This is a genomic window from Microbacterium sp. EST19A, assembly GCF_019969685.1.
Lineage (GTDB): Bacteria > Actinomycetota > Actinomycetes > Actinomycetales > Microbacteriaceae > Microbacterium.
In genome coordinates this window covers 1-26,667 of the sequence record NZ_JAHXYZ010000001.1, presented here as the reverse complement: position 1 = coordinate 26,667, position 26,667 = coordinate 1, and the positions used below count along the sequence as shown (strand labels likewise).

At 68.8% G+C, this 26,667-nt stretch carries 28 protein-coding genes, 2 tRNA genes and 1 riboswitch; of the genes, 14 read left to right on the top strand and 16 right to left on the bottom strand.

The window, feature by feature from the left end; all coding sequences use genetic code 11:
• Positions 1-6 precede the first annotated feature (6 nt).
• Positions 7-1,119 (bottom strand): phosphoserine transaminase, encoded by a 1,113-nt coding sequence (serC, locus tag LC452_RS00150; protein ID WP_223622028.1) that lies wholly within the window; start codon positions 1,117-1,119, stop codon positions 7-9.
• A 101-nt stretch (positions 1,120-1,220) separates the two neighbouring features.
• Between serC and LC452_RS00145 the strand changes: the two genes are divergently transcribed.
• The 4 genes from LC452_RS00145 (at position 1,221) to LC452_RS00130 (ending at position 3,925) form a co-directional block, all read left to right on the top strand.
• Positions 1,221-1,922 (top strand): metal-dependent transcriptional regulator, encoded by a 702-nt coding sequence (locus LC452_RS00145; RefSeq protein ID WP_136054394.1) that lies wholly within the window; start codon positions 1,221-1,223, stop codon positions 1,920-1,922.
• 327 nt (positions 1,923-2,249) lie between these two features.
• The gene (locus LC452_RS00140; protein WP_223622027.1) at positions 2,250-2,984 is read left to right on the top strand and encodes a M23 family metallopeptidase; all 735 of its coding nucleotides are present in this window, start codon (positions 2,250-2,252) and stop codon (positions 2,982-2,984) included.
• A 320-nt stretch (positions 2,985-3,304) separates the two neighbouring features.
• Complete coding sequence (locus LC452_RS00135) at positions 3,305-3,802, top strand: HNH endonuclease (protein WP_136054396.1); 498 nt, start codon at positions 3,305-3,307, stop codon at positions 3,800-3,802.
• A gap of 45 nt (positions 3,803-3,847) precedes the next feature.
• Positions 3,848-3,925, top strand: a tRNA-Arg gene (locus tag LC452_RS00130).
• Positions 3,926-3,928: 3 nt separating this feature from the next.
• Here LC452_RS00130 and LC452_RS00125 read toward each other — a convergent pair.
• From LC452_RS00125 to idi, 8 genes are read right to left on the bottom strand one after another with little or no spacing between them, the layout of a single operon-like run.
• The gene (locus LC452_RS00125; RefSeq protein WP_223622026.1) at positions 3,929-6,115 is read right to left on the bottom strand and encodes an MMPL family transporter; all 2,187 of its coding nucleotides are present in this window, start codon (positions 6,113-6,115) and stop codon (positions 3,929-3,931) included.
• 32 nt (positions 6,116-6,147) lie between these two features.
• On the bottom strand, positions 6,148-7,041 hold the full coding sequence (locus tag LC452_RS00120) for a prenyltransferase (RefSeq protein WP_223622025.1): 894 nt from the start codon (positions 7,039-7,041) through the stop codon (positions 6,148-6,150).
• On the bottom strand, positions 7,038-7,385 hold the full coding sequence (locus LC452_RS00115) for a lycopene cyclase domain-containing protein (protein ID WP_223622024.1): 348 nt from the start codon (positions 7,383-7,385) through the stop codon (positions 7,038-7,040). Before LC452_RS00115 ends, LC452_RS00120 begins: the two co-directional genes overlap by 4 nt.
• Positions 7,382-7,738 (bottom strand): lycopene cyclase domain-containing protein, encoded by a 357-nt coding sequence (locus LC452_RS00110; protein WP_223622023.1) that lies wholly within the window; start codon positions 7,736-7,738, stop codon positions 7,382-7,384. Before LC452_RS00110 ends, LC452_RS00115 begins: the two co-directional genes overlap by 4 nt.
• Positions 7,738-9,339 carry a phytoene desaturase family protein gene (gene crtI / locus LC452_RS00105; protein WP_223622022.1) on the bottom strand — a complete coding sequence of 534 codons (1,602 nt, stop codon included), beginning with the start codon at positions 9,337-9,339 and terminating at the stop codon, positions 7,738-7,740. Before crtI ends, LC452_RS00110 begins: the two co-directional genes overlap by 1 nt.
• Entirely contained in the window at positions 9,336-10,241 is a 906-nt protein-coding gene (locus LC452_RS00100) for a squalene/phytoene synthase family protein (RefSeq protein WP_223622021.1), read from the bottom strand. The genes crtI and LC452_RS00100 overlap by 4 nt, the downstream gene beginning before the upstream one ends.
• Positions 10,238-11,320 (bottom strand): polyprenyl synthetase family protein, encoded by a 1,083-nt coding sequence (locus tag LC452_RS00095; protein WP_223622020.1) that lies wholly within the window; start codon positions 11,318-11,320, stop codon positions 10,238-10,240. Before LC452_RS00095 ends, LC452_RS00100 begins: the two co-directional genes overlap by 4 nt.
• Positions 11,321-11,323: 3 nt before the next feature.
• Positions 11,324-11,845 carry an isopentenyl-diphosphate Delta-isomerase gene (gene idi, locus LC452_RS00090; protein ID WP_223622019.1) on the bottom strand — a complete coding sequence of 174 codons (522 nt, stop codon included), beginning with the start codon at positions 11,843-11,845 and terminating at the stop codon, positions 11,324-11,326.
• Between the two features lie 80 nt (positions 11,846-11,925).
• Here idi and LC452_RS00085 point away from each other — a divergent pair, with 80 nt between their 5' ends.
• Positions 11,926-12,549: a MarR family winged helix-turn-helix transcriptional regulator gene (locus tag LC452_RS00085; RefSeq protein WP_223622018.1), complete on the top strand. Its 624-nt coding sequence runs from the start codon at positions 11,926-11,928 to the stop codon at positions 12,547-12,549.
• Between the two features lie 49 nt (positions 12,550-12,598).
• Here LC452_RS00085 and LC452_RS00080 read toward each other — a convergent pair whose 3' ends face one another.
• The 3 genes from LC452_RS00080 to LC452_RS00070 form a co-directional block, all read right to left on the bottom strand.
• Positions 12,599-12,943 (bottom strand): Lsr2 family protein, encoded by a 345-nt coding sequence (locus tag LC452_RS00080; protein WP_223622017.1) that lies wholly within the window; start codon positions 12,941-12,943, stop codon positions 12,599-12,601.
• Positions 12,944-13,001: 58 nt separating this feature from the next.
• Positions 13,002-13,328 (bottom strand): multidrug efflux SMR transporter, encoded by a 327-nt coding sequence (locus LC452_RS00075; protein WP_223622016.1) that lies wholly within the window; start codon positions 13,326-13,328, stop codon positions 13,002-13,004.
• Between the two features lie 11 nt (positions 13,329-13,339).
• Positions 13,340-13,405, bottom strand: a riboswitch (guanidine-III (ykkC-III) riboswitch).
• 61 nt (positions 13,406-13,466) lie between these two features.
• Positions 13,467-14,324, bottom strand: a complete 858-nt coding sequence (locus tag LC452_RS00070) for a LuxR C-terminal-related transcriptional regulator (protein ID WP_223622015.1) — start codon at positions 14,322-14,324, stop codon at positions 13,467-13,469.
• A 108-nt stretch (positions 14,325-14,432) separates the two neighbouring features.
• On the opposite strand from LC452_RS00070, the gene LC452_RS00065 reads away from it, so the two are divergent.
• Positions 14,433-14,780, top strand: a complete 348-nt coding sequence (locus LC452_RS00065; RefSeq protein ID WP_223622014.1) for a DUF485 domain-containing protein — start codon at positions 14,433-14,435, stop codon at positions 14,778-14,780.
• Complete coding sequence (locus LC452_RS00060) at positions 14,777-16,414, top strand: cation acetate symporter (protein WP_223622013.1); 1,638 nt, start codon at positions 14,777-14,779, stop codon at positions 16,412-16,414. Before LC452_RS00065 ends, LC452_RS00060 begins: the two co-directional genes overlap by 4 nt.
• 72 nt (positions 16,415-16,486) lie before the next feature.
• Here the strand turns inward: LC452_RS00060 and LC452_RS00055 are convergent, their stop codons facing one another.
• Entirely contained in the window at positions 16,487-16,999 is a 513-nt protein-coding gene (locus LC452_RS00055; RefSeq protein ID WP_223622012.1) for a methylated-DNA--[protein]-cysteine S-methyltransferase, read from the bottom strand.
• A gap of 214 nt (positions 17,000-17,213) precedes the next feature.
• Here LC452_RS00055 and LC452_RS00050 point away from each other — a divergent pair, with 214 nt between their 5' ends.
• A complete protein-coding gene (locus LC452_RS00050; RefSeq protein ID WP_223622011.1) occupies positions 17,214-20,897 on the top strand; it encodes an AAA family ATPase in 3,684 nt (1,227 codons plus the stop codon).
• A complete protein-coding gene (locus LC452_RS00045; protein ID WP_223622010.1) occupies positions 20,890-21,108 on the top strand; it encodes a hypothetical protein in 219 nt (72 codons plus the stop codon). The genes LC452_RS00050 and LC452_RS00045 overlap by 8 nt, the downstream gene beginning before the upstream one ends.
• On the opposite strand, the gene mscL is transcribed toward LC452_RS00045, so the two are convergent.
• From mscL to LC452_RS00030, 3 genes are read right to left on the bottom strand one after another with little or no spacing between them, the layout of a single operon-like run.
• Positions 21,102-21,527, bottom strand: a complete 426-nt coding sequence (gene mscL / locus LC452_RS00040) for a large conductance mechanosensitive channel protein MscL (RefSeq protein WP_223622009.1) — start codon at positions 21,525-21,527, stop codon at positions 21,102-21,104. The two genes, LC452_RS00045 and mscL, sit on opposite strands and share 7 nt — an antisense overlap.
• Positions 21,528-21,551: 24 nt before the next feature.
• The gene (locus tag LC452_RS00035; RefSeq protein WP_223622008.1) at positions 21,552-21,824 is read right to left on the bottom strand and encodes an FmdB family zinc ribbon protein; all 273 of its coding nucleotides are present in this window, start codon (positions 21,822-21,824) and stop codon (positions 21,552-21,554) included.
• A gap of 15 nt (positions 21,825-21,839) precedes the next feature.
• Complete coding sequence (locus LC452_RS00030) at positions 21,840-22,436, bottom strand: 5-formyltetrahydrofolate cyclo-ligase (RefSeq protein WP_223622007.1); 597 nt, start codon at positions 22,434-22,436, stop codon at positions 21,840-21,842.
• Between the two features lie 41 nt (positions 22,437-22,477).
• Here LC452_RS00030 and galU point away from each other — a divergent pair, with 41 nt between their 5' ends.
• The 5 genes from galU (at position 22,478) to LC452_RS00005 (ending at position 26,282) form a co-directional block, all read left to right on the top strand.
• Positions 22,478-23,365 carry a UTP--glucose-1-phosphate uridylyltransferase GalU gene (gene galU / locus LC452_RS00025; protein WP_223622006.1) on the top strand — a complete coding sequence of 296 codons (888 nt, stop codon included), beginning with the start codon at positions 22,478-22,480 and terminating at the stop codon, positions 23,363-23,365.
• A gap of 45 nt (positions 23,366-23,410) precedes the next feature.
• On the top strand, positions 23,411-24,022 hold the full coding sequence (locus LC452_RS00020) for a GNAT family N-acetyltransferase (protein ID WP_223624659.1): 612 nt from the start codon (positions 23,411-23,413) through the stop codon (positions 24,020-24,022).
• A gap of 90 nt (positions 24,023-24,112) precedes the next feature.
• Positions 24,113-24,958: a hypothetical protein gene (locus tag LC452_RS00015; protein WP_223622005.1), complete on the top strand. Its 846-nt coding sequence runs from the start codon at positions 24,113-24,115 to the stop codon at positions 24,956-24,958.
• A gap of 51 nt (positions 24,959-25,009) precedes the next feature.
• Positions 25,010-25,082: transfer RNA gene (locus LC452_RS00010), tRNA-Ala, on the top strand.
• A 420-nt stretch (positions 25,083-25,502) separates the two neighbouring features.
• A complete protein-coding gene (locus tag LC452_RS00005; protein ID WP_223622004.1) occupies positions 25,503-26,282 on the top strand; it encodes a hypothetical protein in 780 nt (259 codons plus the stop codon).
• Positions 26,283-26,667: the final 385 nt, after the last annotated feature.

Genomic DNA, 26,667 nt, shown 5'->3' with positions numbered 1-26,667 from the left:
GGGGGCTCAGGCCCCCTGGTTCTCCAGGACGTAGTCGAGGGCGCGGGTGAGCTGGCGCACGTCGTCGGGCTCGATGGAGACGAAGGTCGCCACGCGGAGCTGGTTGCGACCGAGCTTGCGGTACGGCTCGGTGTCGACGATGCCGTTGGCGCGCAGCGTCTTCGCGATCGAAGCCGCATCGATGCTCTCGTCGAAGTCGATCGTGACGACGACGGGCGACCGGTGGTCGGCGTCCGCGACGAACGGCGTCGCGACTGCGGACGCCTCTGCCCAGTCGTAGAGCACGGTGGAGGACTCCGCCGTGCGGCCGGCCGCCCAGGCGAGTCCGCCGTTGCCGAGGATCCAGCTCAGCTGGCTGTCGAGCAGGTGCAGCGTCGTGAGCGCCGGCGTGTTGAGCGTCTGGTTCAGCCTCGAGTTGTCGACGGCGTTCTTCAGGCTGAGGAACTCGGGGATGTAGCGGCCGGAGGCGGCGATCCGTTCGATGCGCTCGATCGCAGCGGGGGAGACCGCAGCGAACCACAGCCCTCCGTCGGATCCGAGGTTCTTCTGCGGGGCGAAGTAGTACACGTCGGCCTGGGTGACGTCGAAGTCGATGCCGCCGGCGGCGCTCGTCGCGTCGATGACCGTGAGTGCTCCGTCTGCGTGGACGCGCTCGACGGGGGCGGCGACGCCGGTCGAGGTCTCGTTGTGCGGCCAGGCGTACACGTCGACGCCCTCGACGATCTCGGCCGCGGTGCGCGAGCCCGGCTCGGCCTTGCGCACGTCGGGTGCGTCGAGCCACGGCGCGCCGGCGGAGGCGGCGAACTTGCCGCCGAACTCGCCGAACACGAGGTTCTGGCTGCGGTGCTCGATGAGGCCGAAGGCCGCCGCATCCCAGAACGCGGTGGAGCCGCCGTTGCCGACGAGGATCTCGTAGCCCTCCGGCACGCGGAAGAGGGCGGCCAGCTGCTCGCGCACGCTGCCGACGAGGTTCTTCACAGGTGCCTGGCGGTGGGAGGTGCCGAGGATCGTCGCGCCCGACGAGAGGAGCGCCTCGAGCTGCGCGGGACGCACCTTCGAGGGGCCGCAGCCGAAACGGCCGTCAGCGGGCAGGAGGTCACCGGGAATCTCGATCGCCATGCGTCGATTCTAAGGGGCGCGCGGCGGCGTCCTTCACCGGCTGCGGATCCGATGTCCCTCCGGGAATGTAGGCTTGCCTAAGAATCTCGGAGGGCCTTCACATGACCGATCTGATCGACACCACGGAGATGTATCTCCGCACCATCCTCGAGCTCGAGGAGGAGAACATCGTTCCGCTGCGGGCGCGCATCTCCGAGCGCCTCGGGCACTCCGGCCCCACGGTCTCGCAGACCGTCGGCCGCATGGAGCGCGACGGCCTCGTCGTCGTCTCCGAGGATCGCACGCTCGAGCTCACCGATGCGGGGCGCCGCAAGGCCGTCGACGTCATGCGCAAGCACCGTCTCGCCGAGCGCCTGCTGTCCGACGTGATCGGGCTGGACTGGGCCTTCGTGCACGAAGAGGCCTGCCGCTGGGAGCACGTGATGAGCGAGCAGGTCGAGCGGCGTCTGGTCGAGCTCCTCGGCCACCCCACCGAGTCTCCCTACGGCAACCCGATCCCGGGCCTGGACCAGCTGGGCGACCTGCCGGCGCGCACCTTCGACGAGGGTGTCATCGGCCTCGTCCAGAAGCTCAACGCGGCCGGCGCGCCGATCGACGGCACCGTTCGCCGCCTCGCCGAGCCCGCACAGGTCGACCCCGAACTCCTCGAGCAGCTGCGCGATGCGGGTGTCATGCCCGGTGCTCGCGGCGACTTCCGCTTCAGCGAGGGTTACGTCCTCATCCAGATGGAGGGCAAGGAAGACGGCCTCGAGCTGCCGGTCGAGCTCGCCTCGCACATCTTCCTGGTCGGCGAACCGGCCTGATCCGCGCCGGAATTCCGGGCTCTGCGTCGATTGTCAGGTTCCCGGGGTGACACGATCGTTATCTTCCGGTAACCTCGGACAGGTCGCCAGCGAAGAAGCCCGCTGGTGATGAACCGAGAAGATCGCCTTCCAGGCTCGTCGTCTTCACGGCAGGAACGCACAAAGTACCCCGAGCTACATTCGTGCCACGAGAAGCAGAGTGCCGACGAGCCAGCGCTACCCGAAAGCGCGTGGGCCCAGGAGGATCAAGTTTTGGCCGCAGACATCGAACCGACCGCGAAGAAGACATCTGAAGACCGATCACCAGCCCGCCGCAACGGCGCGCGCGTGGGTGGTCGAAAGGCCGTCAAGCCACTCCGATCCATCGCGATCTTCGGAGCAGTCGGAGCACTCGTCGCAGGGATCGCGCTTCCCGCGTTCGCCACGTCGAAGCCGTCCGAAGCAGCCACGACCACGCTCCAGCAGCTCGCTGCCGTCGATGCGCAGTCGCTCGTGGTCGCCTCGCAGGCGACGGCCGCGCCGCTGAGCCGCGGCACCTTCACCGCGACGACTCCCGAGGAGATCGAGAAGAAGAAGGCCGAGGCTGCTGCTGCGGCCCGCGCTGCTGCTGCCTCGACAGCCTCCACCCGGTTCAACACCGCCGGCTACGCTCTCGTCTCGCCCGGATCCGGTGAGGTCCGCTATCCGCTTCCCGGCGGCTCGTACTCGCAGGGCCGCACGATCGGCGGCGGTCACAACGGAGCCGACATGCTCGCTCCCGCCATGACCCCGATCTATGCCACCGCTGCCGGCGTCGTCCGCGCCTCGGCCGAGAGCATCGGCGGCTACGGCGTCTGCATCATGATCGACAGCGTCGTGGGCGGCCAGCAGGTGCAGTCCACCTACGGTCACATGACTTACGGAACGCGTCAGGTCGCCGCAGGGCAGACCGTCGCCGCAGGACAGCTCATCGGTTTCGTGGGCAGCACCGGCCGATCCACGGCGAACCACCTCCACTTCGAGGTGTGGATCAACGGCGGAATGGTCGAGCCGTACTCCTGGCTCGCCGCGAACGCCGGCTGATCCTCCACTGATCCCGGGACACGCTCCCGTCCGTTCACCTGTCGTTTCGCCCCGCATACAGCTGCATGGGTTAGCCTGAACCCGTTGTCGTACGGGCGGGAGAGGCAGATGGACCGAATATCGAGCATCCGAACCATGGATGGTCTCGATCGTCACGTCCTCCTGCATAGCCCGCAGGGATGCCACGGCGTTGCCGTGCGCGAAAGGCGCTGTCTTTAGACGGCGCCTTTTTTCGTCCTTGCGAACGCTCTGCCGTCTGCGCGACCTCGTGTGAGTCGAGAGTGCCGGGAAGCCGTCCCGGCGGATCGAGAGGATGACGAATGCGCACACTGGTCCTGAATGCCGGATACGAGCCGCTGGCGATCGTGTCGTTCAAGCGAGCCCTCGTGCTCGTGATGAACGACAAGGCGACAGTGATCGAACGCGTGGAAGACGATCCCGTCTGGGGGAGTCACGGCGTGTACGAACGCCCCGCGGTGATCATCCTGTCCCGCTACGTGCGGGTGCCGACGAGCAGACGGGTTCCGGTGACCAGACGAGGCGTGCTCCGCCGCGACAATCACCGCTGCGGGTACTGCGGGAAGGCCGCATCCACCATCGACCACGTGCTTCCGCGTTCACGCGGCGGAGCCGACTCGTGGGAGAACCTCGTGGCCTGCTGCCTGCGCTGCAACAACGTCAAGAGCGACCGGACGCCGCAGGAGATGCGGTGGCAGCTGCGGTTCACGCCGCGCCCCCCGCACGGCACCGCATGGACGGTGCGCGGGACCGAGCGCAGTGATCCTCGATGGGAGCCGTACCTCGCCCTCGCCGCGTGAGCGGGGAGCCGTCGGTGCGGGCCGCGGCCCCTTAGACTTGGGGTGCGCCCTCGTAGCTCAGGGGATAGAGCAGCCCTCTCCTAAAGGGCAGGTCGCAGGTTCGAATCCTGTCGCGGGCACCCAGCGCTATCTCTCGCCGTGCCGCCAGAGCTTCGACGGCCACCAGATGGCCTTCCCGATGTCGTAGGTCAGAGCGGGCACCAGCAGCGAGCGGACGACGAACGTGTCGAGCAGCACGCCGAACGCGACGATGAACGCGAGCTGCACGAGGAACAGGATCGGGATCACCGAGAGCGCCGCGAAGGTCGCCGCCAGCACGAGGCCGGCCGACGTGATCACCCCTCCGGTGATCGAGAGTCCGCGGAGCACGCCCTCGCGGGTGCCGTGCGCGCGCGACTCCTCTCGCACGCGGGTCATCAGGAAGATGTTGTAGTCGATGCCGAGCGCGACGAGGAAGACGAAGCCGAACAGGGGGACCGCGGGGTCGGCGCCGGGGAACCGGAAGATCCCGTCGAAGACGAGCGCCGAGACGCCCATCGCCGTGCCGAAGGACAGCACCGTCGTCAGGATCAGCAGCACGGGGGCGAGGATCGACCGCAGCAGCAGCATCAGGATGAACATGATGACGACGAGGATGACCGGGATGATGAGGTTCCGGTCGTGGATCGACGCGTCGTTCGTGTCGATCGAGGTCGCCGTGACGCCGCCCACCAGGGCATCGAGATCGTTCAGCTCGCCACGCAGCTCGCGGACCGTGGATGCAGCGGCATCGGAGTCCGCGGCATCCGTCAGCGTCGCCTGCAGCAGGACGTCGCCGTCGACGACCGTCGGCTCGGGCGCGGGCGTACCGGGAGGACCCACGGCCGTCAGACCGTCTTCCGTCACCGTCGCCGTACCGCTGGGGGAGTCGGCGGCCGTGACGGAGACCCCGTCGATGCCGTCGCTCGCGAGCAGGACGTCGGCTGCGTCCTGCAACCGGTCCTCGGCGACCACGACGTACGCCGGGCTGCCCGAGCCGCCCGGGAAGTGCTCGCCCAGCGCCGTCTGCCCGTCGCGCGCCTCGGAGGCGCCGAGCACGAGGTCGGACTGCGGCACGCCGACCGCGTCGAGCTGGGTCACGCCCGCGGCACCGGCGAGCAGGATCACGGTCGTCACGATCCAGATCACGCGCGGACGCCGCTTGATCAGGTTCGCCAGACGGGCCCACAGGCCGGTGGTGCGCATCCCGTGCTCGGCCTCGACGACGTCGGGCTCGAACTTCGGACGGCGAGGCCAGAAGACGGCACGACCGCAGAGCAGCAGCAGCGCCGGCAGCAGCGTCAGGGCCGCGAGCATCGCGAACACGATGCCGATCGCCGCGACGGGGCCCAGGGTGCTGTTCGACTTGAGGTCGCTGAGCAGCAGGCAGAGGAGCCCGGCTATCACCGTGCCGCCCGAGGCGACGATGGGCTCGAAGGAGCCCTTCCAGGCGGCCATAACGGCCGTGCCCTTGTCTTGAGCCGTGCGCAGCTCCTCGCGGAACCGCGCGACCAGCAGCAGCGCGTAATCGGTCGCCGCGCCGATCACGAGGATGAACAGGATGCCCTGGGTCTGACCGCTGAGCAGCAGGACCTCGAACTTCGCGAGCCACCAGACCACGAGCAGTGCGACGCAGAGCGCGAAGAGGCTCGTCGCGAGCACGACCAGCGGCAGCAGGAACGACCGGTACACGAGCACGAGGATCACCAGCACCGCGAGGAGCGCCACGCCGAGGAGCAGGCCGTCGATGCCCGCGAACCCGGCGACGAGATCGGCGCTGAACCCGGCAGGACCCGTGATGAAGACCGTGATGCCCTCGGGGACGGCCGCCCGCAGCTCCTCGCCGAGCGCCGCCGTGGCATCCGCCAGCTCGGCATCGCTCTGGATCGGGATGAACGCCTGCACCGCCCGCCCGTCGTCGGAAGGGAGCGCCGGAGAGACGTCGTCGCCGATCCCCTCGACGGCGGGCGCGTCGGCGACGGCATCCGAGATCGCGTCGAGGTCGCTCGCACTGAGCTCGTCCTCCGACGTGAACACCGCGATCGCCGGGATGGAGTCGCTGTCGTTGAACTCGCCGAGCAGCTTCTGCACCTGGGTGGCGTCGGCCGACTCGGGGAGGTACGTCGTCTGATCGTTGGAGGAGACCTCGTCGACCTTGCCGAACAGCGGTCCGCCGAACGACGCGCCGGCGAGCCACACCAGGATCAGCGCGACCGGGATGAGCACGCGGACCCAGGAGTGGCGTCGTGAACGCTCTCGGGTCGACGGAGCGGGCGCGCGATCAGGGCGGGACATCGGGGTTCCTTTCGGAGGGAGGCCGTTCGGAGTCAGGAGATCCACGCGAGGATCAGGATCATCGTCGCGAGGAAGCCGGCGAAGTAGTTGAGGGCGATGAACCGGCGCCACGCGCGGTTCGTCGTGGCGGAGGTCTCGTCGGTCACGTTCCACCACGGTGCGGCGTTGACCACGTAGGGAAGGGCGAGGAGGGCCGCGAGCGGCCCCGGCCAGGGAGTGAGGATCATCGAGGCTCCCGCCACGACCCAGAGCCCCAGCGCCAGCCGCACGGTCGCCCGCGCCCCGATGACGGTGGCGATCGACGAGATCCCTCCCTCGCGGTCCGGCCCGATGTCCTGCACCGCTCCGAACGCGTGCGCTGCCATCCCCCAGAGGAAGAAGGCGGCGAGCGTGATGACCGCACCGGGGGTGACCTGTGCGCCGGCGAGGGCGAGCCCGACGATCGCGGGGCTCACGAAGTGCGTGCTCGAGGTCACCGAGTCGAGGAAGGGCCTCTCCTTGAAACGCAGTCCCGGCGCGGAGTATGCGATCACGGCGAACACGCTCACGGCGAGCCAGACCCAGCTCGCCGGATCGCCGACGGCGACGAGGTACACCAGGAACGGGATGTTCGTCACGGCGGCGGCCCAGAGCGTCGCCCGATGGATGCGGGGTGCCAGGAGGGCGCCCTCGATGCCGCCCTTGCGCGGGTTGGCCAGGTCGGACGCATAGTCGAAGACGTCGTTGATCCCGTACATCGCGAGGTTGTAGGGGATCAGGAAGTACAGCGTGCCGATGATCAGCGTGAGGTCGACCTCTCGGGTGCTGAGCAGATACGCCGCGGCGAACGGGAAGGCCGTGTTGATCCAGCTGATCGGGCGGGATGAGAGCACGATCTGGGCGGCATCCCGCCCGAGGGTGCGGGCGGGCGCGGGCTCGGCGCTCATGAGCGCTCCTGCGCGTCGCGGTCGACCCGGTGGCGCTGCGCTCGCCGCCGGGCGCGCAGCGCGGCCCAGAGCGCGGGCAGCAGCAGCACACCGGCGAGCGGATACGCGAAGTCCTCGATCGGCGCGAGCCCGATGTGCAGCCCGGCCAGATGGTCGGGGGAGTAGTGGAACAGTCCGCTCGCGATCATGACGGTGTCGAACACGGCCGTGAGCACGAAGAGGGCGATGAGCGTCAGGATCACCGCGACCGGACGGGGTCCCTGGCGACGGGAGGCGAGCGTCAGCACGATGCCGCCGATCGCGGCGAGGGCGAGGAAGCACGCGGCGAGCTGGAGGTAGGTCACTGCCGTGCCTCCTGCTCGGTGCGCGGCACGCGCCGCGTGCTCCGGCGTGCGAGCAGCCGTACGGCTCCGGTGTAGATCACCATCGTGCACAGCACGAGGAAGAGCAGGAAGACGGGCTCCTCGATGGGCAGCTCCGGTGCCAGCACCAGGCCCGTCGCGATGGCCGCCTCGCCGCGGAAGAAGATCCCACCGGCGATGCCTGCGACATCCCAGGCCAGGAAGAACACGAACCCGACGACCGTCACGATGGCCGCCGACACCGCGTCCTTCCAGAAGAAAAGGCGGAAACGCCGGTCGAGCAGCAGCATGCATCCGGAGAAGAGCACCAGGGCTCCGAGGTAGAGCGCGCCCATCAGACGGACTCCTCGCCGACCGGCTCCCGCGCGGGCTCCCGGAGCGGGCCGGCGGAGTGATCGCCGCGCACGCGCTTCAGGACGATCTCGGCGCTGATGAGGCACATGGGCACGCCGACCCCCGGTGCGGTCGTCGCGCCGGCGTAGTAGAGCCCGCGAACACGCCGCGAGGCGTTCTGAGCGCGGAACATCGCGCTCTGCGTGAGGATGTGCGCCGGCCCCAGCATGCCGCCCCGCCACGAGTTGTAGTCGTCCCGGAAGTCGGCAGGTCCTGTCGTCTCGCGCACGACGATGCGCTCGCGGAGGTCGGGCACCCCGGCCCACGTCGAGATCATGTCGATCGCGGCATCGGCGGCGCGCTCGATGTCGGGGGAACCTGCCCCGTCCGAGCCGCCGTGGCCGAGGTCGACGTCGGCCGGGACCGGGACCAGCACGAACAGGTTCTCGTGCCCGGCGGGAGCGACATCCGGGTCGGTCGCGCTCGGACGGCAGACGTACGTCGATGCGGGGGACGGGATGGACGGGGTGTCGCCGAAGATCGCGTCGAAGTTGTCGTCCCAGTCGTCGGTGAAGAAGAGGGAATGATGCGGAAGCTCCGGCAGGGAGCCGCGGATGCCGAGCATCACGAGCACGCCGCCCGGACCGCTCGTGCGGCGCTCCCACCAGGATTCCGGGTAGGACTGCAGTCCGCGAGGGAGCAGCGCCGTCTCGGTGTGATGCAGATCCGCCGCCGAGACGACGATGTCGGCGTCCTCGACGTGCGTGACGCCGTCGACGTCGACCCAGCTCACGCCCGTCACCTTCGGGCTGTCGGCACCTGTGTCGGTCCGGATGCCGGTGACCTCGGCATCCGTGACGATACGGACGCCGGCGTCTCGGGCGAGTTCGCCGATGCGCTCGACCACCCGCCAGAAGCCGCCCTGCGGGTAGCTGACGCCCTGGTCGAGGTCGAGCGCACTCATCAGGTGGTACATCGCGGGTGCGCTGCGCGGGTCGGTGCCGAGGAAGACGGCGGGATATCCGAGGATCTGACGGATGACGGGATGCCGGAACCGGCGCGCCGCGAACGACTGGAGACGTGTGCCGAGCAGCGAGAACAGTCGGGGGAGTGCCCCGAGGACTTCGGGAGCCATGAGCGTGCGGAGCCGCGTGAACGGGTTGTAGAGGAAGTGCTTCTCCGCCATCGTGCTCGCCTCGTGCGCCGAGTCGAGGTAATCCTGGAGAGCCGGAGCGGACCCCGGCTCCAGCGACTCGAACAGCCGCGACACGGCGGCGCGACCCGAGGGAACCGTGACGGATGCGCTCGCCGAGCCCTCGGCATCCGGGGCGCGGAACACGCGGTAGCCGGGGTCGAGCAGGGTGAGGTCGAGTTGCGCGTCGGTGGTCGTGCCCATCATCGCGAAGTAGTGGTCGAAGACCTCCGGCATCAGATACCAGGAGGGGCCGGAGTCGAACCGGAACCCGTCGCGCTCCACCGTGCCCGCGCGGCCGCCGATGCGATCGTTCTTCTCGAGCACGACGACGTCGTGTCCGTCGCGCGCGAGCAGACCGGCGGCGGCCAGCCCTGCCACGCCCGCGCCGATCACGGTCACGCGGCTCATCTGTCCCGCTCCAGGGCGGTGACGATGAGCGCACGCGCGGCCAGGCCGGCCTTCACCGGATCGGGCACGCGCACACGGGTGCGGTACAGCACCTCGACGGGTGTGTGCGCCACGCGGCGGGTGAGGGCGGCGAACAGGGCCAGCGCGCTGCGCACGGCCGCGCGCGCATCCTTGGGGAGCAGCGGGATCGCTTCGCGGGCGTCGGCCAGCTGCCGATGCACGGTCTCGACCCAGGCATCGCGATCGGCGTCGGTGAGGCGTGCGGAGCCGCCCAGGTAGCCGCGGTGCAGGCGGTCGGTGTCGTCGGCGAGGTCGCGCAGGAAGTTCACGTTCTGGAACGCCGCTCCCAGCTGGCGTGCGCCGCGGACGAGGGTCTCGCGCTCGGCATCCGTCCGCACCGCTCCACGCAGGAACACCTGCAGGCACATCAGGCCGACGACCTCCGCCGAGCCGTACACGTAACTCGCGTGCGCGTCGGCGTCGTAGGCGGCGAATCCCGCGTCGGACTCGATGTCGGCCGTCATCGAATCGAAGAACGGCTGCGTCAGGTCTTCCCCGATGGCGCACTCCCGGGCCGTGCGCGCGAAGGCATGCAGGATCAGGTCGCTGCTGTAGCCGCTGCGCATCGAGCGGTGCGTCTCGGCGATGTACGACGCGAGCGCCGCCGACTGCGCCGTCACGTCGAGTCCCGCTTCCGCGGCGACGCCGTCGACGATCTCGTCGGCGATGCGCACCATGGCGTAGATGTTGCGCACGTGCTGACGGTGGCGCCTGCCGAGGAGTCGTGTCGCGAGGCCGAACGAGGTCGAGTACGCGCGGATCACGCCGGTGGTGGCGATCTCGGCCGTGCGGTTGAAACGACGAAGGGCGCCGTCGCCCTGACTCGAAGGGCTGCCCGTCATACCGAGCGGCCTTCGATGCGCGACGTGAGTCCGAGGATCGTCCGCCCGGCGGCACGGGAGAGGGTACCGGTGGACTCCGCCTCGGCGAGAACGGCGGACACGGCTCCGAGCTGCTCCTGCACGAGGCTGCGGACGAACTTCTCGGCGCCGCACTCGCGAAGGCGGTCGCGGATGTCGGCCGCGTCGGAGTCGCTGAGGTCCACCGATCCGAAGCGCAGCTCGATGCTCGGCCAGTGCCCGGTCATGCGCGCGTAGGCGATGATCGCGGTCTCCTTGCCCTCGCGCAGATCGGAGAAGGCGTCCTTGCCGTGCGCACCGGGATCGCCGAACACCGACAGGAGGTCGTCCTGCAGCTGGTACGCGAGCCCGAGGTGCCGGCCGATCGCGGTGAGCTGCTCCTCGGCCGCGGGTGAGGAGCCGGCGAGCACCGCCGCCGCGCGCAGCGGGAGGACGAAGGAGTAGGTCGCCGTCTTGTAGGCGCTGGTCGAGAGGATGGTGCGCAGGTCGGGCGGGATGATGCCGTCGCTCAGTCCGATGTCGGTGTGCTCGCCCGCGACGGTCTCGAAGATCGTCTGCTCGAGCAGGGCGAGGAGACGAACGCGCGCATCGGGGGAGACGTCGGCTCGCGCGAATCCCAGCACCGCCGATGCGAGCAGGAGGTCGCCCATGAGGATCGCACTCGATCGAGCCCAGTGCAGCGCCGGCTCCGCGGGCTCGGACGACCGGCGCTCGACCAACGACCCGATCAGGTTCGGACGTCGGCGGCGGATCAGGTCGCCGTCGATGACGTCGTCATGGAGGAGGAACGCGAAGTGGAGCAGCTCGACGTGCACGGCCACGTCGACGGCGCGCGCGACCTCGACGGTCGTGAGATCGGCGGGCGCGAGGGAGCGCAGCAGATCGATCAGCAGTCGCGGGCGGATCAGCTTGCCGCCGAGCGCGTGCTCTGCGGCTGCCTGCCAGAGAGCGACGAACTCCGTGCCGTACTGCTCGGCCGCGGACCGGCGCTCTGAGAAGCGGTGTCGCAGCGCCTCTTCGATCCGGATGCCGAGATCTTCCTCGGTCGCCGTGGTGCTCATCGGTCAGACCTCTCCGATGGCGCGGAGCCGGGGGAGCTGCTCAGCCATCCATGGGCTGAAGGCGAACGGTGCGCGGGCGACCGCATCGACGAGGTCGTCGACCTCGACCCACGCCCATTCCGCGACCTCGTCGGGGTCGCCGGAGGGGTCGCCGTCGACGACGGCGACGTGGACCGGGCAGATCTCGTTCTCGACGATGCCGCTCGCGTCGATGGCGCGATACCGGTAGTCGGGGAGGACCTCGCGGAGGCCGCTCAGTTCCAGGCCGAGTTCGTGGAGGCCATGGCGTCGCACCGCCGCGGACATCTGCTCGTCGGGCCGCGGGTGGCCGCAGAAGCTGTTCGTCCAGACGCCCGGCCACGTGCGCTTGCCGAGAGCGCGACGGGTCACCAGCAGACGGCCTCGAGTATCGAACACGTAGCAGGAGAAGGCGAGGTGCAGCGGGGTGTCGGTCGTGTGGACTTCGCTCTTCGGACGGGTGCCGATGACCGTCCCGTCATCAGCGAGGAGTGTCACATTATCCATGGCATCCCTCCGCTCACCGATTTCGCTAACTTGGTAAGTAATCAACTTAGCATGAAACTCTTCGTGTGTAACATGATCGCATGGACTCGGAGGCTGGCACCACCCCGCGCGTCGGCGCGCAGCTGGCCAATGCCTCCGGTGCGCCGGATGGTCTCCGTCACGCCGCGATCTACGACGTGGAGTCCAGCGATCCACGCAGCACTCTGGTCGATCGAACCGGCGTTCCGCCCGAGGACCTCCGGCAGATCGCCGCCGTGATGGAAGCGCTCGGGGGACTGCGCGATGCGGAGCAGCGACTCTCGCAGGCGTCGCGACGCTACATGCGTCTCAACGAGACCGATATGCGTGCCCTGCACTACCTCATCGTGTGCGCCAACCGCGAGCTGGTCGCGACGCCGAGCGGCATCGCTCATCATCTCGGGATCTCGACGGCGGCGACCACCAAGCTGCTCGACCGGCTCGAGAACGGCGGCCACATCCACCGGGCGCCTCATCCGACGGATCGTCGAGCCCTGGCGATCACGATCACTCCGGAGACGCGCCATGCGGCCATGGAGACCGTGGGGCGTCAGCAGGCGAAGCGGTTCTACGCGGCGGCGCGCCTGAGTCGGGAGGAGCGGGACGTGGTGATCCGGTTCCTCGCCGACATGACCGACGAGATCACTCTCCGCGACGAGGCCTGGTTGACGAAGACGGCGGAGTGACGCACACCAGGTGCGTCACTCCGCCGTCTCAGGTCGGTGCTGTCTCAGATCAGTGGGCGGCGTTGTACGCCTCGACCACGGGGGCGGGGATCCGGCCGCGCTCCGAGAGGGTGTAGCCGTTGCTGTTCGCCCATGTGCGGATCGCGGCGACTTCGGGATTTCGTGCCGGTCGCTTGCGCGGGGCCGACGTGCGGGCCGATCCGGATGAGCCGGCGCGACGACCGGCCGAGATGTACGGCTCGAATGCTTTACGCAATTCCTCCACGTGCGCCGCATTCAGGTCGATCTCGTAGGAGGTGCCGTTCAGCGAGAAATGCACTGTCTCGCCTTCTCCGACCTCCAGCACGCTGCCATCGATGTCGTCTACAAGTTGGTGCACAATTCTTCTTGCCATGCGACGCACACTACCGCCGACATTTATCGGAGACAAGAACAGTGGTGAAATAAGACGACTATTCGTGTCCGGTGTCGATCAGCTTGAGGCCGACAATGCACCCGACGAGTCCCATGAGCAGCAGAATGCGCAGCCAGGATATCTCGGTATCGCCGGTGACCATCGCCCAGATCACCGTGAGCGAGGCGCCGATGCCCACCCACACGGCATAAGCCGTTCCCGTGGCGATATCCCGCATCGCGAATGCGAGCCCGAACATCGAAAGCGCGAGTCCGACGAAGAAGATGACGCTCGGCCAGAGCTTGGTGAGACCTTCGGATTTGCCGAGCGCAGTGGCCCAGACAGCCTCGAGGACTCCGGAGACGACGAGTACGATCCACGACATGATCGGTCCTTTCGGACCAGTCTTTTCGCTCACCGGGTACTGGTCTGCCTCGTCCGGGGCCGGAGTTCTCCGACCGCTTCCGATGCTAGCCGACGCGGCTGGGCAGGCGCTGGGCAGTCGGACCGGTGAGGGATCAGGTCAGGGGAGCAGCCCAGCGCGCCGCGCCCGGGTCACGGCGGAATGGCGCGTCGACGCGTCCAGCTTCGACATCGCGGTGCCGAGGTATGCCTTCACCGTGCCCTCTCGAAGGCCCAGCTGCGCGGCGATCTCCGCATTGGTCGAACCCAGCGCCGCGCAGGCGAGAACATCGGTCTCCCGAGGGGAGAGGTGCACGGTGGGAACAGGTCCGGTCACGACCGGGACGGTCTCGCCGGCGAGACTCAGCAGGCGCCGCTCGACCTGGGCGATTCGAGCGCGGAGTTCCGCATCGTCGACATCGGCGGCGATGCTGCGCAGCTCGGCGAAGCTCTCGCGCAGCTCCTCGCGCTGAGGTGCGGGAACGGGGTCGCTGCCGCGAGACGAGGCGCGAAGCCGGCGCTCGACCTCGTCGCGGATGCGCAGTTCCTCGGCGACCGACTGGGCGACCTGCATGGCCGGTGCGGTCGTCACGCCGCCGATCTGCTCCTCGTCCCACGCCCCCGCATAGAGAACCCCGCGCGGTCGGCCCTGCACCACGATCGGGAGAGCGAGCAGCGTGCGCAGGCCCTCGCCCAGCACGAAGACGTCGTAGTCGTGCGTGATCTGCTGCGAAGAGCCGTAGTCGCTCGTCATGCGCGGACGGAGCTCCATCATCGCCCTGCCGCCGAGGCCGCGCTCCGGGCGCACGCGCAGGCCGTCGAGGGCCCTGGTGCGGTTGCCGACGATGCTCGTCACGCTGACGACGCCCTCTTCGATCAGGCCGCCGAAGGCGACGGGGAAGCGCGTACGCCGGGCGAGCTCGCGCACCGCATTGGCGACGAGTTCGCCCTCGGATTCGATGGCGACCGGTGAGCTCACGACTACCTACTTTCGGGGGTGACGGCACCGTTCCCCGTTTCGTAGCGTCGACCCTATCACTCGCGCGACTCCGTCGTGCGAGCACCGGACATGAGGCAAGGAGGCCCCATGAGCGACCAGTCCCCCGCGGGTTCGAGCGGTGCGATCGATTACATCGCCATCGAGGAATCATCGAGATTCCGCACTCTGAAACGCACCCAGAGATCTTTCATCTTCCCTCTCGCCGCGTTCTTCCTCATCTGGTATTTCGCGTATGTGCTTCTTGCTGCATTCGCGACGGAGTTCATGGGCCAGCGGGTGTGGGGCGATATCACCGTCGGCCTGCTCCTCGGCCTCGGGCAGTTCGTCACGACCTTCGCCATCACGATGATCTACGTGTCATTCGCGAACAGGAAGATCGATCCTCTGGCGACGGAGATCCGTGACGAACTCGAGAAGGCGCAGGGCCAGGCATGAACATCGTCCCCTTCGCGACCGAACCCGTCGCCATCGAGAGCAACCCCGTTCTCAACATCTCGATCTTCCTGGCCTTCGTGGCGGTGACGCTCTTCATCGTCATCCGGGCCAGCCGCAACAACAAGACGGCCGCCGACTACTACGCCGCCGGCCGCTCGTTCACCGGTCCGCAGAACGGCTTCGCGATCGCCGGCGACTACCTGTCCGCGGCATCCTTCCTCGGCATCTGCGGGGCGATCGCGATCAACGGCTACGACGGCTTCCTCTACTCCATCGGATTCCTGGTGGCGTGGCTCGTCGCGCTGCTCCTCGTGGCGGAGATGATGCGCAACACGGGCAAGTTCACGATGGCGGATGTGCTGTCGTTCCGGTTGAAGCAGCGCCCGATCCGGATGGCCGCGGCGATCACCACGCTCGCGGTGTGCTTCTTCTACCTGCTCGCCCAGATGGCGGGTGCCGGCGGTCTCGTGTCGCTGCTGCTCGGCATCGACGGCCGGGTCGGGCAGTCGATCGTGATCGCGGTGGTCGGCCTGCTGATGATCGTGTACGTGCTGATCGGCGGGATGAAGGGCACGACGTGGGTGCAGATCGTGAAGGCGTTCCTCCTGATCGGCGGGGCTCTCGCGATGACCATCTGGGTGCTCGCGATCAACGGGTTCAACCTCAACACGCTGCTCGAGGCCGCGGTCGCGAACTCCGACAAGGGCGATGCGATCCTCGCGCCGGGGCTGCAGTACGGCGCGAACCCCTGGGACTTCCTGTCCCTGGGCATGGCGCTCGTGCTCGGCACCGCCGGATTGCCGCACGTGCTGATGCGCTTCTACACGGTGCCGACGGCGAAGGAGGCTCGGCGTTCGGTCGTCTGGGCGATCTGGCTGATCGGCGGGTTCTACCTGCTGACGCTCGTGCTCGGGTACGGCGCCGGTGCGCTCGTCGGAGCGGACGTCATCGCGGCGGCTCCCGGCGGTGTCAACTCCGCCGCACCGCTGCTCGCGCTCGAGCTCGGCGGACCCGTGCTGCTCGGCTTCATCTCCGCGGTGGCGTTCGCGACCATCCTCGCGGTGGTGGCGGGACTCACGATCACCGCCGCCGCATCGTTCGCGCACGACATCTACGCGAACGTGATCCAGAAGGGCAAGAAGGATGCCGCGGGCAAGCCGGTCGAGGCGGATCCCAACGCCGAGGTGCGCGTCGCCCGCCGCACGGTGATCGTGATCGGCATCCTGGCGATCATCGGCGGGATCGGCGCACAAGGGCAGAACATCGCGTTCCTCGTCGCGCTGGCCTTCGCGGTGGCGGCATCCGCCAACCTCCCGACCATCCTGTACTCGCTGTTCTGGCGGCGGTTCTCGACTCGCGGCGCGGTGTGGAGCATGTACGGGGGCCTCGGTTCGGCGATCGTGCTGATCGTGCTGTCGCCGGTGTTCTCCGGAACTCCGACCTCGATGATCCCGGGGATCGACATCGCGGTCTGGCCGCTGAACAACCCTGGCATCGTGTCGATCCCGCTCGGTTTCCTGCTGGGCTGGCTCGGCACCATCACGAGCAGTCGGAAGGAGTCGCCCGAGCTCGCCGCCGAGATGGAGGTGCGCTCGCTCACCGGCTTCGGAGCGGAGAAGGCCACCGAGCACTGACGCACTGACGCGAGAGCACGTGGACCCGGCGGCCTACTCGCCGGGTCCACGTCGTCTCGGGAGTGGCCGCGGTCAGCGGGACTCGAGGTCCAGGAGGAACCGCTTGCGCTCGGGGTGCGCCCCGTAGTGGCCCGCGGATCCGTCGGAGCGCACGACGCGATGGACGGGGACGATGATCGAGAACGGGGTGAGCCGGCAGGCCGTGCCGACAGCACGAGCAGCGCCGGGATGACCGGCGAGCACGGCGACCTCGCCGTAACTGAGGGTCTCTCCCCACTCGATCGTGCAGATCGTCTGCAGCGCCGTGCGCGGGAATCCCTCGACGAGCCGCCAGTCGAGGCGGACATGATCCTCGAAGCGGATCGGCTCGCCCTCGAAGTAGGCGGCGAGGAGGTGGGCGAGTTCATCGGCCGCACCGGGGTCGGGTTCGGGTATCTCGTGCAGCTCGCGAGCTGCTCCCTCGAGGAGCCAGGGGACCGAGGGGTCGTCGGATTCGGAGAGGTCGAACCGCACGATGCCCTCGTCGGAGAACACCGCGAGAGCATCCCCGAACGGTGTCGGTGCGAAGTCGTAGCGGAAGGTCATGTCCCCATACTGACCGGACGCGACGACCTCGAGACTGCCGCAGTACGCACTCCGTGGAGAATCCTTCCGCACAGTCTGCGTTGCAGGAGCAGTGGAGATCGGCCGTCAGGGCCAGAATTCCGGTGAAACCCGCCCGGGATACCCGGGCTCCCGCCTTCCCGCGCCTAGGGTGTCTAGTGTGTGGCGACGTGAAGACAGGTCTGCGGATGACGCAGTGGCGGACGCCGCTGTGACCCTCGGCGATCTGCGCGACTCCGGCACCGGGGTCGACATCGCGCACGCGGCCGAAGCCGAGCGCACGCGCCTCCGCGCGGAGGCCGCCGATCTCGGAGGGCCGTCCCCGCTCGTCAGCTTCCGCGACGGACCGGAATCCGGCATCGACATCTCGAAGGCGCATCCGGGCAGCCTTCCCCAGTTCATCACCGGGAAGTCCACGCTCCTGTCGAACCTGTTCCGCGACGAGGTGGGGCTGCGCACCGCCCGGCTCGCGGCGGAGCGCATCACGGCCAAGAACACCGAGCTGCGGACTGTACGGGGGATCGAGGCCGTGCACCTCGCGGTCGGCGTCGCGCACTGGCGGATCGGCGGCGCAGGATTCGCCGCGCCGGTCCTGCTGCGGCCGCTGGCCATCCGCCGCCATCACTCCGACTTCGAGCTCAAGCTGCAGGGCGCGTTCGAGGTGAACCCCGAGCTCGTGCGCATCGCGCGCGAGCACTTCGGCCTGACGATCGATGCGGCCTCCCTCGCCGCACTGGCCTACGACGGCGGCATCTTCAAGCCGCAGCCCGTGATCGACAGCCTCCGGGCGACGACACGCTCGATCGACACCTTCTCGGTCGAGCCGCGGCTCGTCGTCTCCACGTTCGCCGACGTCGCCGGGGTGATGTCCCGTGACGGCGGCAGCCTCGATCACGTCGTCCTGAACGCGCTGAACGGTCACGTCGACGATCGCGAGCAGGTGTCCGCGCCGCGCGCGGCGCCGCATCACACCTCTCCGGACGACCGTGCTCCGGCATCCGACAATCTCCTCCTCGATGCGGATGCAGAGCAGGAGGCGGTTCTCGCGCGCATCGCCGCCGGGCACTCGATCACGGTGGCCACGCTTCCCGGCACCGGGGGCACGCAGACGGTCATCAACGCGCTCGGCGAACTCGTGCGCGGCGGGAAGCGCGTCCTTGTCGTCTCGGCGCGCCGCTCCACGCTCGACGGCGTACGGCACCGGCTCGCCGGCATCGGACTCGACGGTCTCGCCATCTCACCGGCCAGCGTCCGTCGCGACCTCGTCCGCGCGATCGGACGCAACGAGAAGGCCGCGGCTCCCAAGGTGAGCGAGGTGGATGACGCGCTCGTGCGCCTGCGCACCGTGCTGCGCGACTACCGTCAGGCGCTCTCGACCCCCATCGCCGGAACCGAGGCCTCTGTCCTCGATGCGACCCGTCACCTCACTCGGCTCGCCTCGCTCCCGGTGCCGCCGTCGACCACGGCGCGGCTGGGACCCGATGCTCTCAGCCGCCTGGCCGCGGACCGGACGGACGCGGCTGCTGCGCTGGCGCAGGCCGCGCGCCTCGGCGAGTTCCGCTTCGGACCCGACGACTCGCCCTGGTACGGAGTGACGTTCGGCAGCACCGAGGCCGCCCGCGCCGCACATGAGCTCGCCGGCCGGCTGCACTCGAGCAGCGTGCCCGCGCTCCTGGAACGCGGTTACGAGCTGATCGCGCAGACGCACATGCGGCCGTTCGCGACGATCGACGAGCTCGGCGAGTATCTGCGGCTGCTCGAGGGCATCCGCGATTCCCTCGACCGGTTCAGCCCCACGGTCTTCGAGCGCCCGCTCGGGGAGCTGATCCAGGCTCACGGCTCGCGCCGCGACGCCCCCGGGCTGTCGGCCGCCAATCGACGACGACTGCGCCGTCTGGCGAAGGAGTACGTGCGCCCCGGAGTCCACGTCACCGAGATGCACGAGGCGCTGCTGCGCATCCAGTCGCAGCGCACGCAGTGGCAGCGGTGCGTCGAGGCGGGCGTCGCGCCGGAGGTCCCGCTGGGGCTCGCCGACGTCGCATCGTCGTGGCAGCGGGTCGAGGCGGAGCTCGCCGAGCTCGACGCGGCGCTCGGACGTCGCGAGCCCCTGGCGACGCTTCCCGTCGCGCGGCTGGTCCGCACGCTGGCCGGCCTCGCCGAGAAGTCCGACGTCTTCGACAACCTCGTCGAGCGCGCGCAGCTGCGCGACCGGCTCGCCCTGCTCGGGCTGGAGCCGCTGCTCGCGGAGCTCTCGGTGCGCCACGTCTCCGAGGCGCGGGTCGGGGACGAGCTCGAGTTCGCGTGGTGGCAGTCGCTGCTCGAGCGTGCGCTCCAGGACAACCGTGCTCTCCTCGGCGCCAACACGGCCGTCGTCGATCGGCTCGAACGCGACTTCCGGCTCGTCGACGAAGCTCACGCGGCGATGGCCGGTCCACTGCTCGCCTGGCAGCTCGCGAACCAGTGGCGGATCGCCATCGTCGACGAGCCGCAGCAGTCGCAGCATCTCCGTCGCGCGCTGACTCAGCCCGCGACGACGACCGCGGAGGTCGTGAGCGCCGCGCCGACGCTCGTCGATGTGCTCGCCCCGGTCTGGATCTCGTCTCCCTATCTCGTGCCGGAGATCCCGGACTCCGTCGAGTTCGACGCCGTGCTCCTCGTGGATGCCGCGGCGATCAATCTCGCGGAGGCGGCACCGGCGATCCGTCGCGCCCGCCAGATCGTGGCGTTCGGCGATCCTGTGACGCAGCGTCCCACCCCCTTCCACATCGCCGTGGACCCGGTGGAGTCGTGGGAGGCGGAGCTTCCGTTCGATGACGTCTCCGTCTTCGAGCGTCTGTCCGAGCTCCTGCCGGTCATGACGCTCACCCGCAGCTACCGCGCCGGCGGAGAGGACCTCGCCGAGCTCATCAACGACGCCTTCTACGGCGGCGAGATCGTGTCGCTGCCGTGGGCCGGTTCCTATCTCGGACGAGGCAGCCTGACGGTCGACTACGTCGAGGGCGGGACCGGTGCGCCGGACCCCGTGTCGGGCGCCGTCGAGAGCCCGGATGCCGAAGTCGCCAGGGTCGTGACCCTCGTCGTCGAGCATGCGATCCACCGGCCCGCGGAGTCCCTGATGGTCGTCACCGCGAGCACCCGCCATGCGGAACGGGTCCGTGCCGCCGTGACGTCCGCGTTCGCCGGGCGATCCGATGTCGCCGACTTCGTCGGGCGCGACACCGCAGAGCCCTTCGCCGTGCTCACCCTGGAGGAGTCGGTCGCGGAGAGCCGGGACCGCGTGATCTTCTCGCTCGGCTTCGGTCTCACCAAGCACGGTCGCGTGCTCAGCGACTTCGGCGACCTCTCGACCCCCGACGGCGAGCGGCTGCTCACGGTGGGCATGACCCGCGCGCGCAGGTCGATGGTGATCGTCTCCTCCATCCGCCCCTCCTCGTTCGACGACGGGCGTCTCGAGCACGGCGCCGCCACGCTGATGTCGATCCTCGGCGGGCTCGCGGGTCGCAGCAGGGACGCACGCCTGGAAGACCTCGCCGACCCGCTCACGCTCGCGCTGGCGCGCGAGCTGCGACGACTCGGCGCCTCGGTCGACGTCGACTACCGCGGGCTCCTTCCGCTGGTCGCGCAGCATGACGGCAAGGCCGTCGTGATCGAATCCGACCCGGAGTCCCGGGGCGAGTCGCTGCGCGAGACCCTGCGGCTTCGGCCGCACGTGCTCCGCCGCCTCGGCTGGCACTACGTGCGCGTGCACGCATTCGACCTGTACAGCGATCCGGCGACGGCGGCGACGCGGATCGCCGGCGTGCTCGGCATCTCCGAGTCGGCGCCGAGAGCCGAGAACGACACGCAGCCGATCGACATCCTCGACACCGAGAATGACTGAGCAGCCCGACGACCAGTCGAAGCGCCAGCGGGTCGAGCGGGTCTCCGGCGCGCGGAGAGCGCGGCTCACTCCGGTGCCGGGCAGCGATCCCTCGCCGGAGTCGGCTCCCGACGCCGGCGAGGATGCGGCACCATCCCGGAAGCGCCGACCGCGCGGACCGAAGGGTCCGAACGACGACCGGCTCATCCAGGACGTGCCTCCGCACTACTGAGCGCTGCGCTGGCTCTTCAGCAGGTCGCGGATCTCCACGAGCAGCTCGGCCTCGGTGGCTGCCGCCGGCTCGTCTGCGGGCGCCTCTGCACGCGTGCCCTTGCGGGCTTCGACGTGCGCCTTGAAGGTGTTCATCGGGAGGACGAACACGAAGTACACGACCACCGCGACGGCGAGGAAGCTGATGATCGCCGAGACCAGTTCGCCGAGCGGGAAGGTGACCGTGTCACCGTAGATGCTCGTGAGCTGCGGGCCGAACTTGCCCGTCGCATCCGCCTTGAAGAACAGCGAGACGAGCGGCGTGATGATGGTCGACACCACGGAGTTGACGATGGCGGTGAACGCACCGCCGATGACCACGGCGACGGCGAGATCGATCACATTGCCGCGGAGGATGAAATCCTTGAAGCCTTTGAGCATGGGAACTCCCAACGGGTCGGGACCTCAGGAAGAGGTCGGAGTCGACGCAGCTGCCGGTGCGGCGCTCGTCTTCGACTCCGCCTTCGATGATGCCGAACCCTCACCCGATCCGCCCGATTTGGCGCGCGAGTCCGTGCGGTAGAACCCCGAGCCGTTGAACGTCACGCCGATCGAGCCGTACTGCTTGCGCAGCGTGCCGCCGCATTCGGGGCACTCGGTGAGCGCGTCGTCCGAGAAGCTCTGCACGGCGTCGAAACGGTGTCCGCACGATGTGCAGGCATAGGCATAGGTGGGCATGGAGGTCCTTGCGGGTCAGCGTCGCGTGGGCGACAGTTCGAGGGTCTGCGTCGGGGTCACGACGCCGTTCACCGGCTGGTCGTGCACCTCCCGCGGCAGGGAGTCGAGTATCTCGGAATCATAGATCACGGCGTACACGGGCGGGCACTTCTCCATGGAACCGATGGTCTTGTCGAAGTAGCCGCGGCCCCAGCCCATCCGCATCCCTGCGCGGTCGACGGCCGCGGCGGGGACGATCATGAGGTCGACGTCGTTGACGGCGATCGGTCCCAGCACTTCGCCGGTCGGCTCCGGGAGTCCGAAGAGCCCCTCGGCGATCTCGTCGTCATCGGTCGCGACCGCCCAGTCCAGCAGGCCGTCGGCACGGGTGATCGGCAGCAGCACTCGGATGCCGCGGCGCACCGCCCTGGTCACGAAATCGCGGGTGCCGGGCTCGGTGGTGGTGGAGAGGAAGCAGGAGATGGATCGAGCGCCGAGCTCGTCGACGAGGAGGTCGAGGCGTTCTCCGATCGCGGATGCCGCGGCATCGCGCTGCGCATCCGAGAGCAGCTGGCGTCGCTCACGCAGCTCCGCGCGGAGTGCGCGCTTGGCGTGTTCGACGTCGTTCGACATGGCTCCGAGTCTACGGCGGTGACGACCACTAGGCTGTGAGGATGGGTTCGCACAAGATCAAGGCCGTCATTCCCGCGGCAGGACTGGGGACGCGATTCCTGCCTGCGACGAAGGCGATGCCGAAGGAGATGCTCCCCGTCGTCGACAAGCCCGCCATCCAGTACGTGGTGGAAGAGGCGGCCGACGCAGGGATCGACGACATCCTGGTCATCATCGGGCGCAACAAGAACGCGATCTCCAACCACTTCGACTCGGTCCCCGAGCTCGAGGTGAAGCTGATGGAGAAGGGCGACGACGGTCGCCTCGCCAGCGTCGTGAAGTCGAGCGATCTCGCCGACATCCACTTCGTGCGTCAGGGGGAGCCGAAGGGACTCGGCCATGCCGTGCTGCGTGCTCGCACGCACGTCGGCGACAGCTCCTTCGCGGTGCTTCTCGGTGACGACCTGATCGACGAGCGCGACCCGCTGCTGACCGACATGATCGCCGAGCACGAGCGCAGCGGCGCTGCGGTGATCGCGCTGATGGAGGTCGACCCGGCCAGCATCCACATGTACGGTGCGGCTGCCGTCGAGCCGATCGAGGGGTCGGACAACGTCCGCGTGACCGGCCTCGTCGAGAAGCCGGCGCAGGAAGACGCGCCCTCGAACCTCGCCATCATCGGCCGCTATGTGCTGCCGGCATCCGTCTTCGAGATCCTCGAGCGCACCGAGCCCGGCAAGGGCGGCGAGATCCAGCTCACCGACGCGCTGCAGGAGATGGCCGCAGACCCTGATGGCCCCGGTGTCGTGGGCGTCATCTTCCGTGGCCGTCGTTATGACACCGGCGACCGGGTGGACTACATCAAGGCGATCGTGCAGCTCGCGTCCGATCGCGCCGACCTCGGCCCGGAGCTGCGACCCTGGCTCAAGGAGTTCGCGGAACGCCTCTAGGCGACTCTGCGGGCGTCGGGACGACTCATGGATCTGGCGACGGGAATGCGACACGGTCCGATCGAGCTCCGGCTCGTGCGCACGAAGGACGCTCGTCCGCTGCAGCACGAGCTGCTCGCGAACCGGTCGTGGCTGCAGCCGTGGGAGGCCACCGTTCCGTATGGATCGGTGTCGTTCGACATGCGCCTCAGCATCCGGCGTCTGCTGCAGCAGTACCGCGACGGCTCGGGGTATCCGTTCGTCATGGAGTACGAAGGCGAGGTGGCCGGCCAGCTCAATGTATGGGGTGTCGCCCGCGGATCGCTCTGCTCGGCGACCATCGGCTACTGGGTGAGCGAACGGTTCGCCGGACGCGGGATCACGCCGACGGCCGTCGCCCTCGCGACCGACGCCTGCTTCACCGAGTACGGCCTGCACCGGATGGAGATCTGCATCCGTCCCGAGAACGCGGCGAGCCTGCGCATCGTGCAGAAGCTCGGCTTCCGGTACGAGGGACTGCGCCGGCGCTACATCCACATCGACGGGGACTGGCGCGACCACTACGCGTTCTCGCTGACCCGGGAGGACGTGCCGCAGGGCGTGCTCGCGCGCTGGCTGAACGGCCAGGTGCCGCCGGATGCCGCGACGGTGCCGCCGTCCGACCGCATCGCCCTCTGAGCCGCGGTCTCGGGCCTGTTCGGAGACGGAGTCGCCGCGACACGCTCCGCCTGCGCGGTACAGCGCCGGTCAGCCCTTACCGTTGACCCTATGGACGGGCCGGTGCTGAGCGGGGGAGTGATCGTACTCGTCGCCGTGCTCCTGTGGATGCTGTACCTGTTGCCGTCCTGGCGCGGTCGTTTCCAGTACAACGCGGCTGAACGCAACGCCGTCCGTCTGAATCAGGCGCTGCGGGTGCTCGCTGAGACGAGCGAGACTCCCGGCGAGGTGCGCATGGAGCTCAACGCGCGCACGGCCCTCGCACAGCAGAAGCTCGCCAAGCGGGTGCAGTCCGAACGAGAATCCGCCGAGCTCGAGTCGTTGCGGCAGGAGCTCGCGGCGACCCGCGCGGATCCGGTGATGCGCCGCGCGCGGGCCCGGCGTCGGGTGCGCGCGGTCGCCACGACGGCTGTTCTGCTGGGCCTCGCCGTCGCCGGCCTCGGGGTGTGGCAGATCCTCTCCTCGGGAGCGCAGCTCCTGGTGTGGGTCGGCGGTGCGATCGTCGTGGTCGCGGGCATCATGCTCCAGCGGATGGCATCGGTGGCGCAGCGTTCCGCTCGTCGACCGCTGGTCGCCGCCGAGCCGGTCCGAGAGCGCGTCACGCCGGAGCTGCATGATCAGGGACGCGCCACGTGGACTCCTCGCCCTCTGCCGGAACCGCTGGTGACGGTCGCGGGTTCACGGGCACAGGCCGCGCGCGCCGAGATCGAGGCTCAGGAAGAGCGGCGCAAGGCGGCGCGGGTCGCTGCCCTGCGCGAGCGGGCCGAGCAGATGGCGCCCCCGGCTCCTGTGCAGATGCCGGCCGCAAGCTCGCCGTATGCGCAGATGGGGTTCGTCGACGACGCCGAGATCGAGGCGCACGTCCGTGACCTGCTCTCGCGACGCGCCGCCGGCTGACGCGCGCGATGCGATCGGCTCCCGCGGCGTGATAGCGTAGAAGCCGTTCACGGGCCTATGGCGCAGTTGGTAGCGCGCCTCGTTCGCATCGAGGAGGTCAGGGGTTCGAATCCCCTTAGGTCCACCGAACAGAAAGCCCCCGGCTCGCGCCGGGGGCTTTCTTCTTTCCCCATCGGCGCTGTGCGAGCTGGTCGACGAAGGCCGCCGCCGGACGGCTGTCTGCGAAGCCCTTGCGCGCCCACGGGTGAGAGAGGAAGCTCATGAGAGCTGGGGGACTGTCACAAGGGTGGTGACGAAATGGCTGGGAGCTTCAGGGACATGCTGTTCGGCAGGCGGCAACCGCCGACGCCGACGACGATCGGGCCGGAACCCCTATCGCAATGGGAGTCCATCGCGCGCGGTCAGCGGACGGCGCGGAACGGCCTCTCCGGTTGGTGGAGGACGATGCGCGGGACTCAGCCCGAGGCGGTGCGGGTGTGTGCACAGGGCCATCTCGTCACCGATGGCAACACGACCTGCCCGTATGGTCACTGGGCGGCGTGACATGTCCCGCGAGATCTTCCGGTCGGGCGCACGCCTGACGACCGCCATCGCCGCGTACGCTGCTCTCGTTCTGGCGCTGACATCCTGCAGTGGCGGAAGCGCCAGCGCCTTGCGCGGTGTACTCAGGATCGGTGTGCAGGATGCGAGCTCCAGCCTCAGCGGGTACCTCGACGACATCACCGTGTTCGCCCGGAAGAGCGCCATCGAGGTTCCTGCCGAGCTCGACGACGCCATGCGTCAGGCGGACGATGCCGTCCGTTCGGGTGCCCAGCTCACCGACGAGGAGCGGACGCTGCTCGCTTCCGGGGAACGGTGGGTCTCGTTCTACAAGGAGCTCGACGCCGTTCTCCAACTCGCGATCGGCTGGGAGATCAGCATCAGCGACGACGCGATCCGGCTGGTCAACGCGCGCATGCGCACACAGCCCACCCCCGAGTTCCGAGCGGTCGTCGATGCGCTGGAGCAGAAGGTGCTGAAAGGACTGATGTGCCAGGCGGCCCGGCAAGGCCTGGACGGCGCCGCAGAAGCCCAGGCGGAGAGCATGACCCCGGTGTACGACTCCTTCGGTATGGAGCACAGCGATGTCGAGCTGTACATCGCCGATGCGATAGCCGGATGGCAGGGCGCCTATGAGGTCCTGGACTACGCGGGGCTCACCACTGCCTCCATCGATCTTCACAACAGCTATGTGGAGGGTGTCCTGGACGTCATCGAGTCACCGGACGGCTCCTTCGCCGCGGCCAACCTCATCTACTTCCGCACGTGCGTGGTCACCAAGTGAGCCGTCTGCGGGCGCCCTGACGCGGAATCCGGCACGACACGCCCGGCGGTCGGCCTGGATTTGCCCGACCCCCGGGATCCGCGTAAGTTATTACTTGTTCGCCCCAAACGGTTGAGCGGAGGTCCTCGGACCGGCTCCCGTCAAGCATCGAACACCTCCCGAATCCCGAACAACTCTCTGAGTGTCCGGGCTGAAGGAACTGGCTCGTGCCCACGAGCAGGTCGCCGGAAGGCGATTTGACACCGGGAACGAGATCAGTAAGATAGAGAAGTTGCCCTGCGGGCCTGGTTGTGATGACTGGGTCGTGGGAGCATCCGATCCTTGAGAACTCAACAGCGTGCACTTGTCAAATGCCAAATTATCCTCGTTCAGTCGTTTTTCGGCT